The organism is Bordetella petrii (genome assembly GCF_000067205.1).
Taxonomy (GTDB): domain Bacteria; phylum Pseudomonadota; class Gammaproteobacteria; order Burkholderiales; family Burkholderiaceae_B; genus Bordetella_A; species Bordetella_A petrii.
This window is the reverse complement of record NC_010170.1, coordinates 3854546-3873098: the sequence shown is the minus strand read 5'-3', so window position 1 is coordinate 3873098 and position 18553 is coordinate 3854546. Positions and strand designations below refer to the sequence as shown.

At 67.4% G+C, this 18553-nt stretch carries 17 protein-coding genes and 3 tRNA genes; 5 read left to right on the top strand and 15 right to left on the bottom strand.

The window, feature by feature from the left end; all coding sequences use genetic code 11:
• The first annotated feature begins 22 nt into the window (after nucleotides 1-22).
• The 3 genes from BPET_RS18595 (at nucleotide 23) to BPET_RS18585 (ending at nucleotide 2058) form a co-directional block, all read left to right on the top strand.
• Nucleotides 23-517, top strand: coding sequence for a DUF1097 domain-containing protein (locus tag BPET_RS18595; RefSeq protein ID WP_012250560.1), 495 nt, complete (start codon nucleotides 23-25; stop codon nucleotides 515-517).
• A 75-nt stretch (nucleotides 518-592) separates the two neighbouring features.
• Entirely contained in the window at nucleotides 593-1102 is a 510-nt protein-coding gene (locus tag BPET_RS18590; RefSeq protein WP_012250559.1) for a DoxX family protein, read from the top strand.
• 47 nt (nucleotides 1103-1149) lie between these two features.
• Nucleotides 1150-2058 carry a LysR family transcriptional regulator gene (locus BPET_RS18585; protein ID WP_012250558.1) on the top strand — a complete coding sequence of 303 codons (909 nt, stop codon included), beginning with the start codon at nucleotides 1150-1152 and terminating at the stop codon, nucleotides 2056-2058.
• A gap of 83 nt (nucleotides 2059-2141) precedes the next feature.
• Here BPET_RS18585 and BPET_RS18580 read toward each other — a convergent pair.
• The 8 genes from BPET_RS18580 to miaB all read right to left on the bottom strand — a co-directional run bounded on the left by BPET_RS18580 (nucleotide 2142) and on the right by miaB (nucleotide 8121).
• Nucleotides 2142-2218: transfer RNA gene (locus tag BPET_RS18580), tRNA-Asp, on the bottom strand.
• A gap of 37 nt (nucleotides 2219-2255) precedes the next feature.
• A tRNA-Glu gene (locus BPET_RS18575) sits at nucleotides 2256-2331 on the bottom strand.
• A gap of 41 nt (nucleotides 2332-2372) precedes the next feature.
• A tRNA-Ala gene (locus BPET_RS18570) sits at nucleotides 2373-2448 on the bottom strand.
• A gap of 144 nt (nucleotides 2449-2592) precedes the next feature.
• The gene (gene lnt, locus BPET_RS18565) at nucleotides 2593-4227 is read right to left on the bottom strand and encodes an apolipoprotein N-acyltransferase (protein WP_012250557.1); all 1635 of its coding nucleotides are present in this window, start codon (nucleotides 4225-4227) and stop codon (nucleotides 2593-2595) included.
• A complete protein-coding gene (locus BPET_RS18560) occupies nucleotides 4224-5120 on the bottom strand; it encodes an HlyC/CorC family transporter (RefSeq protein WP_012250556.1) in 897 nt (298 codons plus the stop codon). Before BPET_RS18560 ends, lnt begins: the two co-directional genes overlap by 4 nt.
• A gap of 82 nt (nucleotides 5121-5202) precedes the next feature.
• On the bottom strand, nucleotides 5203-5670 hold the full coding sequence (gene ybeY, locus BPET_RS18555; protein ID WP_012250555.1) for an rRNA maturation RNase YbeY: 468 nt from the start codon (nucleotides 5668-5670) through the stop codon (nucleotides 5203-5205).
• Entirely contained in the window at nucleotides 5660-6682 is a 1023-nt protein-coding gene (locus BPET_RS18550) for a PhoH family protein (RefSeq protein ID WP_012250554.1), read from the bottom strand. The genes ybeY and BPET_RS18550 overlap by 11 nt, the downstream gene beginning before the upstream one ends.
• Nucleotides 6679-8121 (bottom strand): tRNA (N6-isopentenyl adenosine(37)-C2)-methylthiotransferase MiaB, encoded by a 1443-nt coding sequence (gene miaB / locus BPET_RS18545; RefSeq protein WP_041863071.1) that lies wholly within the window; start codon nucleotides 8119-8121, stop codon nucleotides 6679-6681. The genes BPET_RS18550 and miaB overlap by 4 nt, the downstream gene beginning before the upstream one ends.
• A gap of 235 nt (nucleotides 8122-8356) precedes the next feature.
• Here miaB and BPET_RS18540 point away from each other — a divergent pair, with 235 nt between their 5' ends.
• Nucleotides 8357-9070, top strand: a complete 714-nt coding sequence (locus BPET_RS18540) for a phosphatase PAP2 family protein (RefSeq protein ID WP_231852612.1) — start codon at nucleotides 8357-8359, stop codon at nucleotides 9068-9070.
• A 148-nt stretch (nucleotides 9071-9218) separates the two neighbouring features.
• On the opposite strand, the gene BPET_RS18535 is transcribed toward BPET_RS18540, so the two are convergent.
• The 7 genes from BPET_RS18535 to queA all read right to left on the bottom strand — a co-directional run bounded on the left by BPET_RS18535 (nucleotide 9219) and on the right by queA (nucleotide 16932).
• Nucleotides 9219-9959: an ABC transporter substrate-binding protein gene (locus BPET_RS18535; RefSeq protein WP_012250551.1), complete on the bottom strand. Its 741-nt coding sequence runs from the start codon at nucleotides 9957-9959 to the stop codon at nucleotides 9219-9221.
• Between the two features lie 99 nt (nucleotides 9960-10058).
• A complete protein-coding gene (locus BPET_RS18530; RefSeq protein WP_012250550.1) occupies nucleotides 10059-11093 on the bottom strand; it encodes an Ldh family oxidoreductase in 1035 nt (344 codons plus the stop codon).
• A 230-nt stretch (nucleotides 11094-11323) separates the two neighbouring features.
• A complete protein-coding gene (secF, locus tag BPET_RS18525; protein ID WP_012250549.1) occupies nucleotides 11324-12256 on the bottom strand; it encodes a protein translocase subunit SecF in 933 nt (310 codons plus the stop codon).
• A gap of 50 nt (nucleotides 12257-12306) precedes the next feature.
• Complete coding sequence (gene secD / locus BPET_RS18520; protein ID WP_012250548.1) at nucleotides 12307-14187, bottom strand: protein translocase subunit SecD; 1881 nt, start codon at nucleotides 14185-14187, stop codon at nucleotides 12307-12309.
• Between the two features lie 66 nt (nucleotides 14188-14253).
• Complete coding sequence (gene yajC, locus BPET_RS18515) at nucleotides 14254-14595, bottom strand: preprotein translocase subunit YajC (RefSeq protein ID WP_012250547.1); 342 nt, start codon at nucleotides 14593-14595, stop codon at nucleotides 14254-14256.
• A 142-nt stretch (nucleotides 14596-14737) separates the two neighbouring features.
• A complete protein-coding gene (gene tgt, locus BPET_RS18510; protein WP_012250546.1) occupies nucleotides 14738-15874 on the bottom strand; it encodes a tRNA guanosine(34) transglycosylase Tgt in 1137 nt (378 codons plus the stop codon).
• On the bottom strand, nucleotides 15871-16932 hold the full coding sequence (gene queA, locus BPET_RS18505; protein WP_012250545.1) for a tRNA preQ1(34) S-adenosylmethionine ribosyltransferase-isomerase QueA: 1062 nt from the start codon (nucleotides 16930-16932) through the stop codon (nucleotides 15871-15873). Before queA ends, tgt begins: the two co-directional genes overlap by 4 nt.
• A 135-nt stretch (nucleotides 16933-17067) precedes the next feature.
• Here queA and dacB point away from each other — a divergent pair, with 135 nt between their 5' ends.
• Nucleotides 17068-18510, top strand: coding sequence for a D-alanyl-D-alanine carboxypeptidase/D-alanyl-D-alanine endopeptidase (gene dacB / locus BPET_RS18500; protein WP_012250544.1), 1443 nt, complete (start codon nucleotides 17068-17070; stop codon nucleotides 18508-18510).
• Nucleotides 18511-18553: the final 43 nt, after the last annotated feature.

Sequence of the window (18553 nt, the reverse complement as noted above, 5' to 3'; positions counted from 1 at the left end):
ACCTGTTCCCACGGAGAAACCCATGGTCCGTAATCCCGCATTGACTCATATGAAGGTGGTGGTCGGCGAAGCCGTGATCGCATCATCGGCGGCAACGTTCAGCGCAGTCTTGCTCGAGGCGCCGGTCTGGGCCATGTTCGTGGGCTGGATATCGTTCTTTACCCGAGGGCTGGTCAACTTGAAGCAGGGCGCGATCAACCTGGCCTGCGTATTGATCGGGCTCGTGCTGGGCATGGGCGCCGCGCACGCCTTGGCCGTGCTGACGCCCCTGCTGGGCGAGTATGCCGTAAGCGCGGTGGTCTTCGTCATTACCGGCGCGGTCCTGTCGTTGGCGAAGGCGCCGGTGTTCAACAACTTGCTTGGCTTCTTCCTGGGCCTGGTGGCGTACTTCGCGTACCACCAGCCGCCCTCGGTGTCGAAATTCGCCTTGCTGGCCGTGGCGGCAACCCTGGGGGCAACGGCCGCATTTCTTGCCCACGCGCTGCAAGCGCGCATTCGCGCCAAGGCGGCCGCCTGAGCGCGCCGCTTCGCGGGCGGCTGCGCAAGGCGCTCACTTCCCCCTTTCCTTCACTCTTTCTTCAGGACGACCGATATGAACATCTGCCAGCCCCCGGGAAAGTCTGCCGGCAACTCTGCCACAGGTTCCGAGCGCCTGCTGGTCCCCGCGCTGGGGCCGCTATACGCGCGGGCCGAGCCTGTCTTGTACGGGCTGCTGCGTCTGATGTTTGGCATCATCATGGTCACCCACGGCCTGCCCAAGGCCCTGGGCACATCGCACGGCTCCATGGCCGACCCCATGGGCGGGTCCATCAACCTGATCCAGAATGTCATGGGGCTGCCCTTCGCGCCCCAGCTGGCGTTTCTCGTCATGCTGCTCGAAACGCTTGGCGGCATCATGCTGGCCGTCGGCTTCTGGACACGCCCGGTCGCCCTGGCCATCGCTGTCCAGATGGCGGGCATCTGCTATGTGCTGGGCCCCACCTGGCCGTGGATCGACCGCGGCATCGAGTTTCCGGTGCTGATGTTGTGCCTGGCGCTTTACATGGCGGCGCGTGGCGGCGGAGCCTGGGCCGTGGATCGGAGGCTCGGTATATCAGTATGATGCTTGCAGCGCGGCATCCGCCGCCGCGCTAACCCTATCGAATCGCCATGGACCGCTTTCTGGCATTGCAACTGTTCAATCGCATCGTTGAGCTCGGCAGCTTTACCGAAGCCGCCGAACTGCTCAACCTGCCTCGCGCGACGGCCACACATGCAATTAAGCAGATGGAAAGCCGGCTGGGCACGCGCCTGCTCGATCGCACCACGCGACAGGTAAAGCCCACGCTGGACGGCCAGGCCTTTTATGAGCGCAGCAGGCGCGTCCTGGCCGACCTCGAAGATGCCGAAGCATCGCTCAGCACCCATGTGGCCAACCCGCACGGCACGCTGCGGCTCGACGTGCACGGCGTGCATGCCTCGATGATTCTGCTGCCGCACATCAACGAGTTCCGAGAGCGCTATCCGAATATCGATGTCATTCTCAGCAGCGGCGACCGGCTGGTCGACCTGGTCAAGGAAGGCATCGATTGCGTGGTGCGGGCAGGCCAGCCGCGCGACTCGTCCCTGGTTGCCAGGAAACTGGCGGATCTGCCGGAAATCATCTGCGCCAGCCCGGAATACCTGAAGCGGCACGGAACACCGCAGCACCCGGGCGACCTCGAGCAGCACCAGGCGGTGGGTTTCTTCTCTCGCGGCAGCAGCCATCGCTACCCGTTTTCGGTGATCGTCGATGGAACGGTACAGCAGTTCAAGGCCAGCGGCTGGATCTCCGTCAGCGACGCGGAATGCTATACCAGCGCGGCGCTGGCCGGCTGCGGGCTGATCCAGGTGCCGCGTTTCCGGCTCGAGCCGGCCTTGCAGGCCGGCCGGCTGGTGCAGGTCTTGCCCGAATGGCAGTGCCCCACCTTGCCCATCAGCGCGCTATATCCGTTTCATCGCCAGCTGTCGCCCAGGGTGCGCGTGTTCGTGGACTGGGTGCGCGAGCTATACGCGCAAGAGTTCGGCAATCCTGCCTGACGAGGCAACGGCAGAAATAAACAAAGCTGGGACGAAAAAAAAAAGCACCTACGTGGTGTAAGTGCTTTTTTTCTTGAATTCTTTGGCGGAGCGGACGGGACTCGAACCCGCGACCCCCGGCGTGACAGGCCGGTATTCTAACCAACTGAACTACCGCTCCGCAGCGGTGTACTACTTGTACTGCTTGCCAGAAAAGCTGGCGTCCCCTAGGGGATTCGAACCCCTGTACTCACCGTGAAAGGGTGATGTCCTAGGCCTCTAGACGAAGGGGACTTGGACTTGCCGTACTACTTTACTGCTGCTTCGCCTTGGACTGGTGGAGGTAAGCGGGATCGAACCGCTGACCTCTTGCATGCCATGCAAGCGCTCTCCCAGCTGAGCTATACCCCCGTTTTCCTGAACAATGCCTGCAGTTAGCGGTGTTTTTGACACCGTTCTTGCCGGTTTTGTTTAGTGCCGTTGGCGAAGAAACGAGATTATGCACGAGTTTTTTTTGGTGTGCAAGTCGAGGCAAAAAAACCACTCGGCATGCGCTTAACGTTTGCGCCGCCCCAGCGCCGCGGCGGCCACCAGCGCCAGCGCGATCAGCGCCAGCACGGGCGTATCGCCGAAGCGCGCATAGGGCGTGAGGCCCGTCATGCCCTGTACCGACACCGGCAGAATGCCGGGCTGATGGGCGGGCAGTTGCGCGGCGACGCGGCCGCGTGCGTCGATGGCGGCGGTGATGCCGGTGTTGGTGGCGGCCAGCATCGGCCGGGCGGTTTCCAGCGTGCGCAGCCGCCCGATCTGCAGGTGCTGGCGCAGCGCCCAGGTGTCGCCGAACCATCCCAGGTTGCTGACGTTGGCCAGGATGGTGGCGCCCGGCTCGCCATTAGGGCCGGGTTGCAGGGCGGGCAGTAGTTCGATGCCGAACAGGTCTTCGTAGCAGATGTTGAAGGCCACGTACTGGTCGCCGATGTGGAACGGCGCCTGGCGGCGCTCGCCGCGGTCGAAATCGCCCAGGGGAATGCTGAGCATGTCGACGAACCAGCGAAAGCCCGGCGGCACATATTCGCCCCAGGGCACCAGGTGGCGCTTGTCGTAGCGCAGCGCGGTGACGCCGCTGCGCAATTGCGCCAGCGGCGTGGTGGCGTCGAAGCCGATGACGCTGTTGGTGTAGCGGGTTTGCCCGTCGGCGCCGGGGCTGCGCAGCGGCACGCCCATGGCGACGGTGGCCTGGTTGCGCGCGGCGACGGCGCGCCAGGCTTCCCATACGCGCGGATCGAGCAGGTCTTGGAAGACCGGCAGCACGGTCTCGGGCAGGATGATCAGGTCGGCCGGCGGGGCCGGCAGGCTGGCCAGTTCCAGGTGCCGGCGCAGGCCCAGTTCCATCAGGGCAGGGTCGAATTTCTGCGATTGTTCGACATTGCCTTGCACCAGCCGCGCCTGCAGTGGCGCGCCGGTGGGCCGCGACCAGGCAATGCCATGCAGCGGCCAGCCTGCCGCGACGAGCAGCAGGGCCAGCGCGCAAGCCAGCGCGCGGCGCGCGTCGACCTGCCGGGCGGGGCCGCCGGCGCGCACGGCTTGCCACAGGCCCGCCAGCGCGGCGGCCGCGAAAGCCGCCAGCAGCGCCATGCCGTGCACGCCCAGCACGGGGGCCCAGCCGGCCAGCGGGCTGTCGACGTGGGCATAGCCGATGTTCAGCCACGGAAAGCCGGTGAGCACGGTGGCGCGCAGCCATTCCAGCAGGGCCCAGGCGGCGGCCCAGGCCATGGCCGCCACCAGCAGGCGGCGCGTTGGGGAAGGGTCGGGTTCGCCCTGGGCGGGCGGCGGGCACAGCCAGCGCGCCAGCATGCACGCGGCGGCGGGAAACAGCGCCAGGAAGCCCGACAGCGCCAGCACGCCGGCCACCGCCAGCGGCGCGGCCAGGCCGCCATAGCGGTGCAGGCTGATGAAGATCCAGTACAACCCCAGCGAATAGCTGGCGAAATTGAACAGCCAGCCGCGCAGCAGGGCCTGGCCCAGGCGGGGGGCCTGCAGGGTGGCGTGGGCGGCGCAGGCCAGCGCGATGATCTGCACCGGCGCCAGGGCCCAGGACGGCAGGGGGCCGGGAGCGAAAGCAAGGGCGTGCGCCGCGCCCGCGGCCAGCAGGCCCAGGGCTGCCCAGCGCGGGATGCGGCCGCGGCTCATGAGCCGGAGGCGGCCGGGTCGGATCCGGGCTTGGCCGCGTCGGACGTGCGCTTGGCGCGCAGCCACAGCGCGCGGCGCGCATCGGCGCGGATGACTTCGATCAGCAGGTCGCCGTGCGCGGCGCTGTCGCCGCGCCGCGGAATGCGGCCCAGCTGGCCGCCCAGCCAACCGCCCACGCTGTCGTATTCATCGTCGGGCAGATCGGTGGAAAAGGCCTCGTTGAAGTGGCTGATCTCGGTGCTGGCCATCAGGCGCCATTGGTTGTCGCCTTCGGGGAAGATGCTTTGCTCGTCGTCGTCGTCGAATTCGTCTTCGATGTCGCCGACGATCTGTTCGAGCACGTCTTCCATGGTGACCAGCCCGGAAATGCCGCCGTGCTCATCGATGACGATGGCCAGGTGGTTGTGGCTGGCGCGGAAGTCGCGCAGCAGCACGTTCAGGCGCTTGGCTTCGGGAATGAACACGGCCGGGCGGATCAGCGACCGCAGTTCGATGCCGGGCTCAAGCATGCCGCGCAGCAGGTCTTTGGCCAGCAGGATGCCGATGATGTTGTCGCGGTCGTCTTCGTAGACCGGAAAGCGCGAGTGCGCGGTCTCGATGATGAACGCCAGCTGCTGCGGCAGCGGCTGCGACACGTCGAGCAGGTCCATGCGCGAGCGCGGCACCATGATGTCGGCGACGCTGCGCTCGGACATGGCGAGCGCGCCTTTGATCATGCCGTAGGATTCGACGTCGAGCAGGGCGCGGTCGTGGGCGGCGTCGAGTACGGCCTTGATGCCTTCGCGGTCCTCGGGCTCGCGCCGTACGAGGGCCAGCATGCGGTCTAGCAGGGATTTGGTGGGTTTCCGGGCGCGATTGGTGTTCGCGTCGTTGGCAGGGTAGGGGTCAGACATCGTCCGGACGGACAAGTTGTGAAGAGGCCAGCATAACCGAATATCGGCTGCGAATTGTTACCACGGCGCCGCGCGGGCCGGGTCAGGCGTACGGATCGGCAATGCGCATGCCGGTCAGAATGGCGGTTTCCAGGGCTTCCATGCGGCGCGCGTCGCGCGCCTTAATGTGATCGTAGCCCAGCGCATGCAGCACGCCGTGCACGGTCAGGTGCGCGGCGTGGTCGAGCAGGGTCTTGCCCTGTTCGCGGGCCTCGCGCGCCAGCACCGGCACGCAGATGACGATGTCGCCGCGGGCGGTGCCCAGCGGGTCGGTGCCGTATTCGAACGTGAGCACATTGGTGGCGTAGTCGCGTTCGCGATAGGCGTGGTTCAGGCGGCGGCCTTCGGCCTGCCCCACCAGGCGCAGGCTGAGCTCGGCGCGCGCGCATTCGGCCAGGCCGTCGCGCGCGGCGCCGTCAAGCGCCCGCTGCGCCCAGCGCCGCAGCCGCCAGCGCGGCAGGCGCGGCTCGGCCACGCCGTACTGTACCGACAGCGACAGTTCAGGATTCATCTTCGGCGGCCCGGTCGTAGGCGTCGACGATGCGCGCCACCAGCGGATGGCGCACCACGTCGCGGCTGGTGAAGCGCGTGGTGGCAATGCCCTGCACGTCTTCGAGCACGCGCACCGCGTGCGCCAGCCCGCTTTGCTGGCCGCGCGGCAGGTCGACCTGCGACGGGTCGCCGGTGATGACGGCCTTGCTGCCGAAGCCGATGCGGGTCAGGAACATTTTCATCTGTTCCGGCGTGGTGTTCTGGGCTTCGTCCAGGATCACGAAGGCATGGTTCAGGGTGCGCCCGCGCATGTAGGCCAGCGGCGCGATCTCGATGGTCTGCTTTTCGAACAGGCGCTGCACTTTGTCGAAGCCCATCAGGTCGTACAGGGCGTCGTAGAGCGGCCGCAGGTAGGGGTCGACCTTCTGCGCCAGGTCGCCCGGCAGAAAGCCCAGGCGCTCGCCGGCCTCGACGGCGGGCCGCGTGAGCACCAGGCGCTGCACCGAGTCGCGTTCCATGGCGTCGATGGCGCAGGCCACCGCCAGCCAGGTCTTGCCGGTGCCGGCCGGACCGATGCCGAAGGTGATGTCGTGCTTGAGGATGTTGTTCAGGTAGTCGCGCTGGCGCGGCGTGCGGGGGCGCAGGTCGCTGCGCCGGGTGCGCAGCACGATGCCGTCTTCGCCGTCGGCCGCCGGCAGGCTGGCCGGGTCGATGCCGCGCGCGTCGGCCGGGGCGGCCTCGCTGCGACCCACGCCCATTTCGACCAGCCCGAGCTGGATGTCGTCGACCGACAGGGCGCGGTGCACGGCCTGCTCGTGAAAGCGCCGCAAGGCCCGGCCGGCCAGTTCGGAGCGCTCGCCTTCCAGCGTGACGCGGCTGCCGCGCCGCGCCAGGGTCACGCCCATGCCGTCGGCCAGCTGGCGCAGGTTTTCGTCCAGCGGGCCGCACAGGTTGGCCAAGTGGGTGTTGTCGCCCTCGAGGGTGACGATGGTGGGCATGCTGCGGCGGGAACGGCTGCGGGGTGCGGTCATGCGTTGCCTTGTGCGAGACCGTCGACGTCGGCCACCCGGGCGCGCAGCGAATTGGGATAGGCGTCGGTGATGATCACGTCGACCATCTGCCCGATCAGCCGCGCCGGGGCGGGGAAGTTGACGATGCGGTTGTTTTCGGTGCGGCCCATGAGTTCGTTGGGATCGCGCCGCGAGGGGCCTTCGACCAGCAGGCGCTGGCGGGTGCCGACCATGGCCTGGGCGATGGCGGCGGCCTGGGCGTTGATGAGGGCCTGCAACTGCTGCAGGCGGCGCAGCTTGACTTCTTGCGGCGTGTCGTCGACCAGGTCGGCCGCTGGCGTGCCGGGGCGGCGCGAATAGATGAACGAGAACGAGGTATCGAAACCCACGTCTTCGATCAGCTTCATGGTCTTGTCGAAATCTTCTTCGGTTTCGCCGGGAAAGCCCACGATGAAATCGGACGACAGCGTCAGCCCGGGACGCGCGGCGCGCAGGCGCCGCACCACGGACTTGAATTCCAGGGTGGTGTAGCCGCGCTTCATGGCCGCCAGCACGCGGTCGCTGCCGGCCTGCACCGGCAGGTGCAGGAACGACACCAGCTTGGGCAGGTTGGCGTAGGCGTCGACCATGCGCTGGGTCATTTCCTTGGGGTGCGACGTGGTGTACCGGATGCGCTCAATGCCGGGGATTTCGTGCACGTATTCGAGCAGGGTGGCGAAATCGGCGATTTCGCCGGTGTCGCCCATGGGGCCGCGGTAGGCATTGACGTTCTGCCCCAGCAGCGTGACTTCTTTCACGCCCTGGTCGGCCAGATCGGCGACCTCGACCAGCACGTCGTCGAACGGGCGCGAGACTTCCTCGCCACGCGTGTACGGCACCACGCAGAAGCTGCAGTACTTGCTGCAGCCTTCCATGATGGACACGAACGCCGTGGCGCCTTCAATGCGCGGCGGGGGCAGGGCGTCGAATTTCTCGATCTCGGGAAAGCTGATGTCGACCTGCGAGGCGCCCGAGGCGCGGCGGCGGCGGATGAGCTCGGGCAGGCGGTGCAACGTTTGCGGGCCGAACACCACGTCGACATAGGGCGCACGCTTGACGATGGCCTCGCCTTCCTGGCTGGCCACGCAGCCGCCCACCCCGATGACGAGGTCGGGGTTGAGTTTTTTCAGGTGCTGCACGCGGCCCAGGTCGGAAAAGACCTTTTCCTGGGCCTTCTCGCGCACCGAACAGGTGTTGAACAGGATGACGTCGGCGTCTTCGGGGTTGTCGGTCAGTTCGAGGCCCTGGTCGCCGCGCAGTACGTCGGCCATTTTGTCCGAGTCGTACTCGTTCATCTGGCAGCCGAACGTGCGGATGTACAGTTTGCGGGCGGAGGCCGAAGCGGTGGCCGGCACAGTGGCAGCGGGCGCTGCGGACGCGGCGGCGGAGGCGCCGGCGCGCTTGATAGAGGTTTCTTGCATGGCGTGCGCCGTGACGGGTGTAGATCCCGGGGGCGAAGAGGAATAAGGGGAAAACGCGGATTTTAACGCGTGGATGCAAACATAGTCTTGGTGGCGGCGCATTTGGCGTATACGATGTCAGCCGCGATCGCGCCCTGCACCCGGGGAGCGGGGCGCTTCGTCCCCTTAATTCACGCTTCCGCCCATGACACACCCTCGCGGCTTGTCCCCCGATTCCCTGCCAGCCGTTCCGTCCATGATGCCCCCCATTGCTCCCCGGCCGTACCGCAGCGTGGCGCTGACAGCGTGCTTCGCCGTGGCGCTGCTGATGATGAGCCGCTGGGTAGACGTGCCCCTCACGCAGTCGATCGAGCGCCACGTGCCCGAGCAGGTCAACGAGGTCTTCGACCAGATCGGCGACCTGGGCGACAGCGAAGGCTACATTCTGGCCGGTCTGCTGCTGTACGTGGCCTCGTTGTTTGGCATTCGGTACGGCTGGGCCTGCCCGGTGCGGGCCGGCTTCGAGCGGCTGGCGCGCTACAGCATGCTGCTTTTGGCCACCATGAGCGTGGGCGGCCTGATCACGCTGGTGTTGAAGAAGGTGGTGTCGCGCGCGCGGCCCGAAGTCTTGCTGGAGCAAGGCTGGCATGGCCTGGGCGTGCCGTTCACCGGCGACCCGTACGATTCGTTCCCGTCCAGCCACACGCTGACGGCGTTCGCGGTGGCGGCCGTCATTGGCGAAATCGCGCCGCGCTGGCGTTTGCCCCTGCTGCTGGTGGCGGGCGTCGTGGCGATCAGCCGCGTGATCAACCGCGATCACTTCCTGACCGACGTCACCGCGGCGGCCTTCATCGGCATCATGGTGGCGCATTACCTGGCGCCGTACATCCTGGGCGAGGGCTATCGGTGGATGCTGCGCGCGCCGTGGCGGTGGCGGCGTCGCGACGGTGCCGGTGCCGCCGTGAAATAACAAACGCCCCTGGCCTTGAAAACCGGGGGCGTTTCGCTTGTGCGAGCAAGCCGGTACGTCGACGCTTATTGCGCCGTGAAGTCGCTGGAGGCCGACCTGGAGCGCTGGGAGCCTGATGAGGCGAGCAAGCGCATTGTCGGCCGCGCAGTCACCGGGCGGCGGGAGCGACGGCGGCGCCCTGGATGTGATGGCGCTGCAGGGCCTGGGCGACAAAGCCGCTGGCCTTCATGTCTTCGACGAAGGCGGCGAGCGCTGCCGCGGCGGCCGGGCCGCGGCCTTTGGGGGCGCCCATGGCCTGGCGGATCTGCATGAAGCTGCCGGGCAGCATGCGCAGGCCGGGAATGCGGCCCATGTCTGCTTCCAGTTGCTGTTTGACGCCGGCCGCCACGTCGGCGTTCTCGGCCAGGAACGTATCGACCACGGCAGGCGAGGTAGGCGCGCGCAGGATCTGCGCATGCTTGAGTTCGCGCGTCAGGTACAGGTCGTAGGCGCTGCCTTTGCCCACCATGACGCTGACGCCCGCGCGGTCGACTTCCTCGCGTTCGCGCAGCGGCGAGCCATCGCGCACCAGATAGGCGCCTTCGATCAGCACATAGGCGTCGGTGAACGTGATGCCGGCGCCGCGCAACGGGTCGATGGCGAAGAAACCGATGTCGGCCTGCTCGGCCGTTACGGCGTCGACAGACTTGCCGGCGCTGTCCCAGACCACCAGTTCCAGCTCGACGCCAAGCCGCTGGGCGAACGCGCGGGCCAGATCGATGGACACGCCGGCCGGCTCGCCCGTGGCCGGGTCGCGGCCGGCCAGGATGGGGTTGCCCAGGTTAATGGAGGCGCGTAGCCGGCCGGTGGGGGTGAAGGCGGCGATGATGTCGGGGGCGGGAGTCGTCATGCTGGGTCCAGGTAGGGTTCAGGCGCCAGGGAGGGCGCGGGCCCGGCGCGGCGCAGGTCGATGAACGTGCGTTTCAGAGTATCGCCGAACAGGCGCGCATCATGCCATTGCGGCATGGCGCCGCAGCAACGCCAGCACGCCCGGGTCTAGCGCGATACCGTCGCGCTGCTGGCGCGCCATGTTGGCCAGCTCGATTTCGCCGGGCACGATGACGGGCTTGCCCGCCTCGGCGGGCGGGCTGGCGTGCAGGATGGCGGCGAAATCGGCCATGCGCTGGGCCAGCCAGGCCGCCGATCCCAATCGTGTGGTGTCGATCAGGATGAAGAAATGCCCCAGGTCCTGCGGCTGGTCGGGCGCATCCACCCAAGATTTCACGTGTGTCAGGTAGGCGGCGTTCGACATCAGGCCGGCGAACAGGTCAACCAGCAGCGCCAGGCCATAGCCCTTGTGTCCGCCGATTGGCAAGAGGAAGCCGTCGAGCGCGGCGGCCGCGTCGGTGGTGGGGCGGCCGTGGCGGTCGGTGGCCCAGGTGTCGGGAATGGCGGCCCCTTGCTTGAGCGCGTTGCGGATCTTGGCGCGCGCCACCACGCTCATGGCCATGTCGAGCAGGAACGGCGGGCCGTCGGGATTGGGCACGCCGAAGCCCAGCGGGCTGTTGCCCAGCCGGGCATCGCTGCCGCCCCAGGGCGCGATGGTGGTGGTGGCATTGCTGCCGATGATGCTGGCGAAACCGGCCTGGGCGGCGATGAGCCCGTATGGCGAGATGGGGCCGAAATGGTTGCTTTGCCGGGCAAAGGCCACGCCCACGCCGCAATCCTTGGCCGCTTCCATGGCGGCGCGCAGCGCATGCATGCCAACCAGGGGGCCCACGCCGTTGTCGCCGTCGACCAGGCGCAGCGCCGGCGCGGGACTTTGCACCGTAATGCGGGCGCGGGCCTGGATGCCGCCCACCTGCAAGCGTTCGCCATACGATTCGATGCGGCTCAGGCCATGGGTGCTGAGCCCGAACAAGTCAGCCTGCACCAGCACGCGCGCCACGTCGGCGGCGTCTTCCGCGGGCAGGCCCAGGCCGATGAAGGCACGCGTGCCCAGATCCAGCAGCTCGGCTTCGGAGAGAACGGTAGTAGAGGTCATGGGGGGCGGTCAGGCGGTTGGCGTCAGGCGTGAATGATGCGCAAGCCTTGCTATCCAGTAGATGACGGGGGTGGCTCAGGTGTCAGGCTCCCGCAGGGTGCCTGACACCGTACGACTGAAACAGCCTCGGCGCAATGGTTTCAGGCACCCTGCGGGAGCCTGAAACCTGGGAAGGAGCAGGCTGGGCGGCTACGCGCGCTATCGCCTCGACGACAAAAGCGCGCTACCCCTCAGACAACCTCCGCATCCCCTTCTTTCTTCACCGGCTTGACGAGGTCTTCCCGCTTCACGCCCATCCACATGGCGAGGGCGGCGGCCACGAAGACGGATGAGTAGATCCCGAACCAGATCCCGATGGTGAGCGCCAGGGCGAAGTAGTGCAGCGACGGGCCACCGAAGAACAGCATGGCCAGCACCATCATCTGGGTCGAGCCGTGGGTGATGATGGTGCGCGAGATGGTCTGGGTGATGGCGCTGTTGATGATTTCCTGCACGCTGGCCTTGCGCTGCTTGCGGAAGTTCTCGCGGATCCGGTCCATGATGACCACGGATTCGTTCACGGAGTAGCCCAGCACCGCCAGCACCCCGGCCAGTACCGACAGCGAGAATTCCCACTGGAAGAAGGCGAAGAAGCCCAGGATGATGACCACGTCGTGCAGGTTGGCGATGACGCCCGCCACGGCGAACTTCCATTCGAACCGCATGCCCAGGTAGACCATGATGCCGATCACCACGAACAGCAGCGCCATCAGGCCGTTGTGCAGCAGTTCCTGGCCGACCTGCGGACCCACGAATTCGACGCGGCGCAGTTCCGCGGTGGAGTCGGCCGCCTTCAGCGCGCCCATGACGGCATCGCTTTGCGCGGCCGAGGTCTGGCCCTCGGTGAGGGGCAGGCGGATCATGACGTCATGCGAGGTGCCGAAGTTCTGCACCTGGAAGTCGGTGTAGCCCAGCTTGGACACCGCGCTGCGCACGCTGTCGAGCTGCGCCGTCTGCGCGTAGTTGACTTCCATGACCGTGCCACCCGTGAATTCGATCGACAGGTGGAAGCCGCGCGTGATGATGAAGAACACCGCCGCCAGGAACGTGACCAGGCTGATGATGTTCAGCACCAGCGCGTGGCGCATGAACGGTATGGTGCGATGGATACGGAAGAATTCCATGTTTCGCCTTGCTTCTTATCGGTGCCGGGCAGGCGGGCTGCCCGGCAGGGTCAGTTTTCCTTGGGTTTCCAGACGGTGCCGATGGAAATCCGGGCAAGCTTCTTCTTGCGGCCGTACCACAGGTTGGCCAGCGCCCGCACGCCCACTACCGAGCTGAACATCGAGGTGACGATGCCCAGGCAGTGCACCACGGCGAAGCCGCGGATGGGGCCCGACCCGAAGGCCAGCAGTGCCAGGCCGACGATGAGCGTGGTGAGGTTGGAGTCGAGAATGGTGCCCCAGGCGCGCTCGAAGCCATGGTGGATGGCCTGTTGCGGCGAGGCGCCATTGCGCAGTTCTTCGCGGATGCGCTCGTTGATGAGCACGTTCGAGTCGATGGCCATGCCCAGCGTCAGCGCGATGGCGGCAATGCCCGGCAGTGTCAGCGTGGCCTGCAGCATGGACAACAGCGCCAGCAGCAGCAGCACGTTCATGGACAGGCCGATGGTGGAGAACACCCCGAACAGGTGGTAGTACAGGATGATGAACACCGCGATGGCCAGGAAGCCGTACAGCGTGGAATGGAATCCCTTGGCGATGTTGTCGGCGCCCAGGCTGGGGCCGATGGTGCGCTCTTCGATGATGGACATGGGCGCAGCCAGCGCGCCGGCGCGCAGCAGCAGCGCGGTGTCGGCGGCTTCTTCGGCGGTCATGCTGCCCGAAATCTGCACCTGTCCGCCGGCGATTTCGCTGCGGATGACCGGCGCGGTGACGACTTCGCCCTTGCCGTTCTCGAACAGCAGGATGGCCATGCGCTTGCCGACGTTGTCGCGGGTGACGTCGCGGAAGATGCGCGCGCCCTTGCTGTCGAGCGTAAGGTGCACGGCCGCCTGCTGGGTTTGCGAATCGCGGCCGGGCTGCGCGTCTTGCAGGTTTTCGCCGGTCAGAATGACCTGGCGGCGCACCAGCAGGGGGCGGCCGTCGCGGTCGGTGTAGCGCTCCAGGCCGAACGGCACGGTACCGCCGGCCAGGGCCGTCTGGGCGGCCGGAGAGTCGTCGACCATGCGGATTTCAAGCGTGGCGGTGCGGCCCAGCAGCTCTTTGGCCTTGGCCACGTCCTGCACGCCCGGCAACTGGACCACGATGCGGTCGGCGCCTTGCTGCTGGATGACCGGTTCGGCCACGCCCAGCTCGTTGATGCGGTTGTGCAGGGTGTTGATGTTCTGCTTCAGGGCCGAGTCTTGCACGCGCGTGACGGCGGCCGGGCTCAGCATGCCGACCAGCGCGGGGTGGCCGGAATCTTCGCTTTCGGTGAATTGCAGGTCGGGCAGCCGGGTGCGCAGCGTGGTGTAGGCGCGGTCGCGGTCATCGGTGTTGGCGAAGGTGGCCAGCACCGAAGTGCCGGCGCGCTCGACCCCACGGCTGGGGACTTTTTCGTCGCGCAGAGTGGTGCGCACGTCGGCCGCCAGCGAGTCGTAGCGGGCGGTCAGGGCGCCCTGCATGTCGACCTGCAGCAGGAAGTGCACGCCGCCGCGCAGGTCCAGGCCCAGATACATGGGCTTGGGTTCGAACCAGCCCAGCGCGCGCATCCAGGGCGGCGAGGCGGGCAGCAGGTTCAGGGCGACAGTGTATTGCGGGTCGTCGGCGACGGTGTTGAGCGATTTGTCGAGCAGGTCGCGCGCCTGCAGCTGCACGTCGGTGGACGGGAAGCGGGCGCGGATGGTGCCCAGCGTGCCGTTCTGCTCGTAGTAGACGTTGGTGGCCTGGATGTTGCCGGCCGCCAGGATCTGCTGGACCCGGTCGAGCGTGGCGTTGTCGACCTTGATGGTGGCCTTGGCGCTGGAAACCTGGACGGCGGGGGATTCGCCGTAGAAATTGGGCAGGGTGTAAAGCAGGCCGATAACGACCGCGACCAGCACCGTAATGTACTTCCAGAGGGGATAGCGGTTCATTGGCGGCTAGTTTTCATGCGTGGTGGAGCGGAAAAAGGCCCCCGAGGCGGGGGCCCGATAAGACGCTTACAGATCCTTGATGGTTCCCTTGGGCAGGACCGACGACACCGAGGTCTTCTGCATCAGCACCTCGACCGGCTTGTCGGCCAGTTGGGCGACTTCCACGGTGATGTAGGTGTCGGTAACCTTGGAGACCTTGCCCAGCATGCCGCCGGCGGTCATGACTTCGTCGCCCTTGGCGAGGTTCGCCACCAGGTTGCGGTGTTCTTTCTGGCGCTTCATTTGCGGGCGGATCATCAGGAAATAGAGGATCACGAACATCAGCACGATGGGCAGCATTCCCATCAGCGCGCCGCCTTCAGGGGCGGCCTGGGCCAGGACGAGGCCGGCGGTGTCGGTAACGGACATGAAAATCTCCTGAATAATTTGTTCGGGACAGGTTTGGAAAGTTATGTTCTCTGCGCCCGTCCCCGCGCGAGCCTTGGACAGGGCAAGCCGACTATTGTAGCTAGGTTATGCCAGGGAGGAAGCCCGGGCGAAAAACCGGCCGCTAATCGATGCCGCGCTGACGGTCGGCCGCGAACCGGGCCCGCCAGGCGTCGAAAGTGCCCGCCGCGATGGCCTCGCGCATCTCGCCCATGATGGCCAGGTAGAAGTGCAGGTTGTGCAGGGTGTTGAGCCGCGCCCCGGTGATCTCGTTGGCGCGCTGCAGGTGGTGCAGGTAGGCGCGCGAGAAGTGGGCGCAGGTGTGGCACGAGCAGGTCGGGTCCAGCGGCCGGGTGTCGTCGCGGTACTTGGCGTTGCGGATCTTCAGGTCGCCGTAGCGCGTGAACAGCCAGCCGTTGCGGGCGTTGCGGGTGGGCATGACGCAGTCGAACATGTCGACCCCGCGCGCCACCCCCTCGACCAGGTCTTCGGGGGTGCCCACGCCCATCAGGTAGCGCGGCGCGTGGGTGGGCAGGCGCGGGGCCACGTGGGCCAGAATGCGCATCATGTCTTCTTTGGGCTCGCCCACCGACAAGCCGCCGATGGCGTAGCCGTGGAAGCCAATGTCGGCCAGGCCGGCCAGCGATTCGTCGCGCAGCGCTTCGAACATGCCGCCCTGCACAATGCCGAACAGCGCATTGGGGTTGCCCAGGCGGTCGAATTCTTCGCGCGAGCGGCGCGCCCAGCGCAGCGACATGCGCATCGAGCGGGCAGCCTCTTCAGCCGTGGCCGGGCGACCGTCGATCTGGTAGGGGGTGCACTCGTCGAACACCATGACAATGTCGGAATTCAGCGAGCGCTGGATGCGCATGGATTCTTCGGGCGTCAGGAACAGCCGGGCGCCGTCGATGGGCGAGGCGAACTTGACGCCTTCTTCGGTGATCTTGCGCATGCCCTGCAGGCTGAACACCTGGAAGCCGCCCGAGTCGGTCAGGATGGGCTTGTCCCATTGCATGAAACCGTGCAGGCCGCCGTGTCGGTCGAGAATGTCGGTGCCCGGGCGCAGCCACAGGTGGAAGGTATTGCCCAGCACGATCTGGGCGCCGATGTCTTTCAGCTCGTGCGGCAGCATGGCCTTGACGCTGCCATACGTGCCGACGGGCATGAATATGGGGGTCTCGACCACGCCGTGGTTGAGCGTGATTCGGCCGCGGCGCGCGGCGCCGTCGGTGGCCAGCAGTTCGAAGTTCAGTCCGGTCATGAGTGGGAAGCGGGCGATTCGATGAACATGGCGTCGCCATAGCTGAAGAAACGGTAGCGTTGGGCGACGGCGTGCGCGTAGGCCCGGCGGATGGGTTCCATGCCGGCCAGGGCCGACACCAGCATCAGCAGGGTGGATTGCGGCAAGTGGAAGTTGGTGACCAGCGCGTCCACCACCCGGTAGCGGTAGCCGGGGGTAATGAACAGCCGCGTGTCGCCCTGCAGCGGCGCCAGCGGCGCCTGCGGGCCGTGCGGGTTCTGGGCCGCGGCCGATTCCAGGGCGCGCACGCTGGTGGTGCCGACGGCGATCACGCGCCCGCCGCGGGTCCGCGCGCGGGCAATGGCGTCGATCACGGGCTGGCCCACGGTGTACCACTCGGCATGCATGACGTGGTCGGCCAGGTTGTCGACCCGCACCGGCTGGAAGGTGCCGGCGCCCACGTGCAGGGTGACGAAGGCGCGTTCTACGCCCAGCGCGGCAAGCCGTTCGAGCATGGCTTCGTCGAAGTGCAGCCCGGCCGTGGGCGCGGCCACGGCGCCGGGCTCGCGCGCATATACCGTCTGGTAGCGGGCCTCGTCGGTGGCGTCGGCCGCGTGCGTGATGTAGGGCGGCAGGGGCGTGGCGCCGTGGGCGTCGAGCAGGTCGAGGACGGGCGCCGGAAAGCGCAGGTCGAAGAGTTCGCCGGCGCGGCCCAGCACGGTGGCGTCGAAGGCATCGGCCAGGCGCAGCGTGGTGCCGGGGCCGGGCGACTTGCTGGCGCGCACGTGGGCCAGCGCGCGGTCGGGTTCGGTGATGCGTTCGACCAGCACCTCGACCTTGCCGCCCGAGGCCTTGTGGCCGGTCAGGCGGGCCTTGATGACGCGGGTGTCGTTGAACACCAGCAGGTCGCCCGCCCGCAGCAGCCCGGCCAGGTCGGGAAACCGGCGGTCGTGCGGGGCGCCGGCGCCGTCCAGGTGCAGCAGGCGGCTGCCGCCGCGCTGTGCCGCGGGAGTCTGGGCAATGAGCTCGGGGGGCAGGGCGTAGTCGAAGTCGGAAAGCGTAAAAGACGGGGAGGACACGCGGTGTGGTTCAAGTGGGCGGGGGAAATGCGCCGGAAGGGCGCGGCCAGGGCGGTATTGTAAGCGGCCGCCGCGCGGCGGCCAGGTTAGGTATGCTTGCGTCTTCGATGGCAACAGCAGCGTGGCGGGCGCGGTATGGCGGTACGGGCGGACAGGCGGGGCGGACGATTCAAGCAATGGCTGGCGGCGGGCATGCTGCTGGGCGCGGCCCTGGCGGCCCAGGCGCAGGGCCTGCCCGACGAGCTCGAGCGCGCCTGGAAGGCCTCGGGCCTGCCCGGCTCGTCGCTGTCGCTGGTGGTGCAAGAGCTGGGCGGGCGGCGCATGGTGGCCATCAATGCCAACGAGCCGCGCAACCCCGCGTCCGTCATGAAGCTGGTCACCACCTGGTCGGCGCTGTCCGAGCTGGGGCCCAATTATGTGTGGCGCACCGAATTCCTTACCGAGCCGGGCGCGCGGCCGGATGCGCATGGCGCGCTGCCGGGGCCGCTGTACCTGCGCGCCGGCGGCGATCCGTACCTGCTGGTGCAAGACCTGTGGAAGCTGCTGCGCGAGCTGCGCCTGCGCGGCGTGAAAAAAATCAGCGACCTGGTCATCGACCGCAGCATATTCGGCCAGGTGGCCACCGACCCGGGCGCCTTCGACGGGGCCCCGGACCGCGCCTACAACGCCAGCCCCGATGCCCTGATGGTGGGCTTCGGCGCGTTGCGGCTGTTGTTTTCGCCCGATCCCGTCGCGCACAAGTGGGTGCCCATCATCGACCCGCCCCTGCCGGGGCTGCGCATCGAAGGCCAGGTCGACTGGAGCGAAATTCGCTGTCCCGGGCCGCCCGTGGTGACCACCGAGCCCGTGCTGACCCAGCAGGGCGTGTCGATCCGCCTGGGCGGCACGGTGGCCGGTTCGTGCGGCGAATTCAGCCTGTACCGGCTGGCGCTGTCGCAGCCCGAATTTGCCGAGTCCCTGTTCCGCCAGCTGTGGCGCGAGCTGGGCGGCACCTTCACCGGCAAGATCCGTTCCGGCATGGTGCCTCCCGACGCGGTGGTGCTCGCCACGCATGAGTCGCTGCCCCTGGGCGAGGCGATCCGCCAGATCAACAAGCGCAGCAACAATGTCATGGCGCGCACGCTGCTGCTGACGCTGGGGGCCGAACGCGGCCGCCGCCCGGCCAATACCCAAAGCAGCGAAGCCGTGGCCAAGGCCGTGCTGGCCGGGCAGGGGCTGCACATGCCCGAACTGGTTATGGATAATGGCGCCGGCCTGTCGCGCGACGCGCGCGTCTCGGCCGAGAGCCTGGCCTCGATGCTGACCCTGATCTGGCACACGCCCCTGATGCCCGAGTTCCTGTCGTCGCTGTCCATTGCCGGTGTCGACGGCACCATGCGGCGGCGCCTGAAAGGGGACGACACCGCCGGCATGGCCCACCTGAAAACCGGCTCGCTGCGCGACGTGCGCGCGGTGGCGGGGTATGTGCTGGGCGCTAGTGGCAAGCGCTACGTGGTGGTCAGCCTGGTCAACGACCCCAACGCCGCGGCGGTGCGGGCCTTCGACGACGCCCTGATCGCCTGGCTGGCCCGCCAGTAAGCCGCGCCGTCCGCAAACGGTTTACGATTGCGCTGTCTGGCGC

Coding starts and splice junctions, on each gene's coding strand:
- BPET_RS18560 (WP_012250556.1), bottom strand. CDS start 5,120: ATGTCTGACCCCTACCCTGCCAACGACGCGAACACCAATCGCGCCCGG.
- BPET_RS18535 (WP_012250551.1), bottom strand. CDS start 9,959: ATGACGACTCCCGCCCCCGACATCATCGCCGCCTTCACCCCCACCGGC.
- miaB (WP_041863071.1), bottom strand. CDS start 8,121: ATGCAAGAAACCTCTATCAAGCGCGCCGGCGCCTCCGCCGCCGCGTCC.
- yajC (WP_012250547.1), bottom strand. CDS start 14,595: ATGTCCGTTACCGACACCGCCGGCCTCGTCCTGGCCCAGGCCGCCCCT.
- lnt (WP_012250557.1), bottom strand. CDS start 4,227: ATGAGCCGCGGCCGCATCCCGCGCTGGGCAGCCCTGGGCCTGCTGGCC.
- BPET_RS18550 (WP_012250554.1), bottom strand. CDS start 6,682: ATGACCGCACCCCGCAGCCGTTCCCGCCGCAGCATGCCCACCATCGTC.
- tgt (WP_012250546.1), bottom strand. CDS start 15,874: ATGACCGGACTGAACTTCGAACTGCTGGCCACCGACGGCGCCGCGCGC.
- ybeY (WP_012250555.1), bottom strand. CDS start 5,670: ATGAATCCTGAACTGTCGCTGTCGGTACAGTACGGCGTGGCCGAGCCG.
- secD (WP_012250548.1), bottom strand. CDS start 14,187: ATGAACCGCTATCCCCTCTGGAAGTACATTACGGTGCTGGTCGCGGTC.
- dacB (WP_012250544.1), top strand. CDS start 17,068: ATGGCGGTACGGGCGGACAGGCGGGGCGGACGATTCAAGCAATGGCTG.
- BPET_RS18540 (WP_231852612.1), top strand. CDS start 8,357: ATGATGCCCCCCATTGCTCCCCGGCCGTACCGCAGCGTGGCGCTGACA.
- BPET_RS18590 (WP_012250559.1), top strand. CDS start 593: ATGAACATCTGCCAGCCCCCGGGAAAGTCTGCCGGCAACTCTGCCACA.
- BPET_RS18530 (WP_012250550.1), bottom strand. CDS start 11,093: ATGACCTCTACTACCGTTCTCTCCGAAGCCGAGCTGCTGGATCTGGGC.
- secF (WP_012250549.1), bottom strand. CDS start 12,256: ATGGAATTCTTCCGTATCCATCGCACCATACCGTTCATGCGCCACGCG.
- BPET_RS18585 (WP_012250558.1), top strand. CDS start 1,150: ATGGACCGCTTTCTGGCATTGCAACTGTTCAATCGCATCGTTGAGCTC.
- BPET_RS18595 (WP_012250560.1), top strand. CDS start 23: ATGGTCCGTAATCCCGCATTGACTCATATGAAGGTGGTGGTCGGCGAA.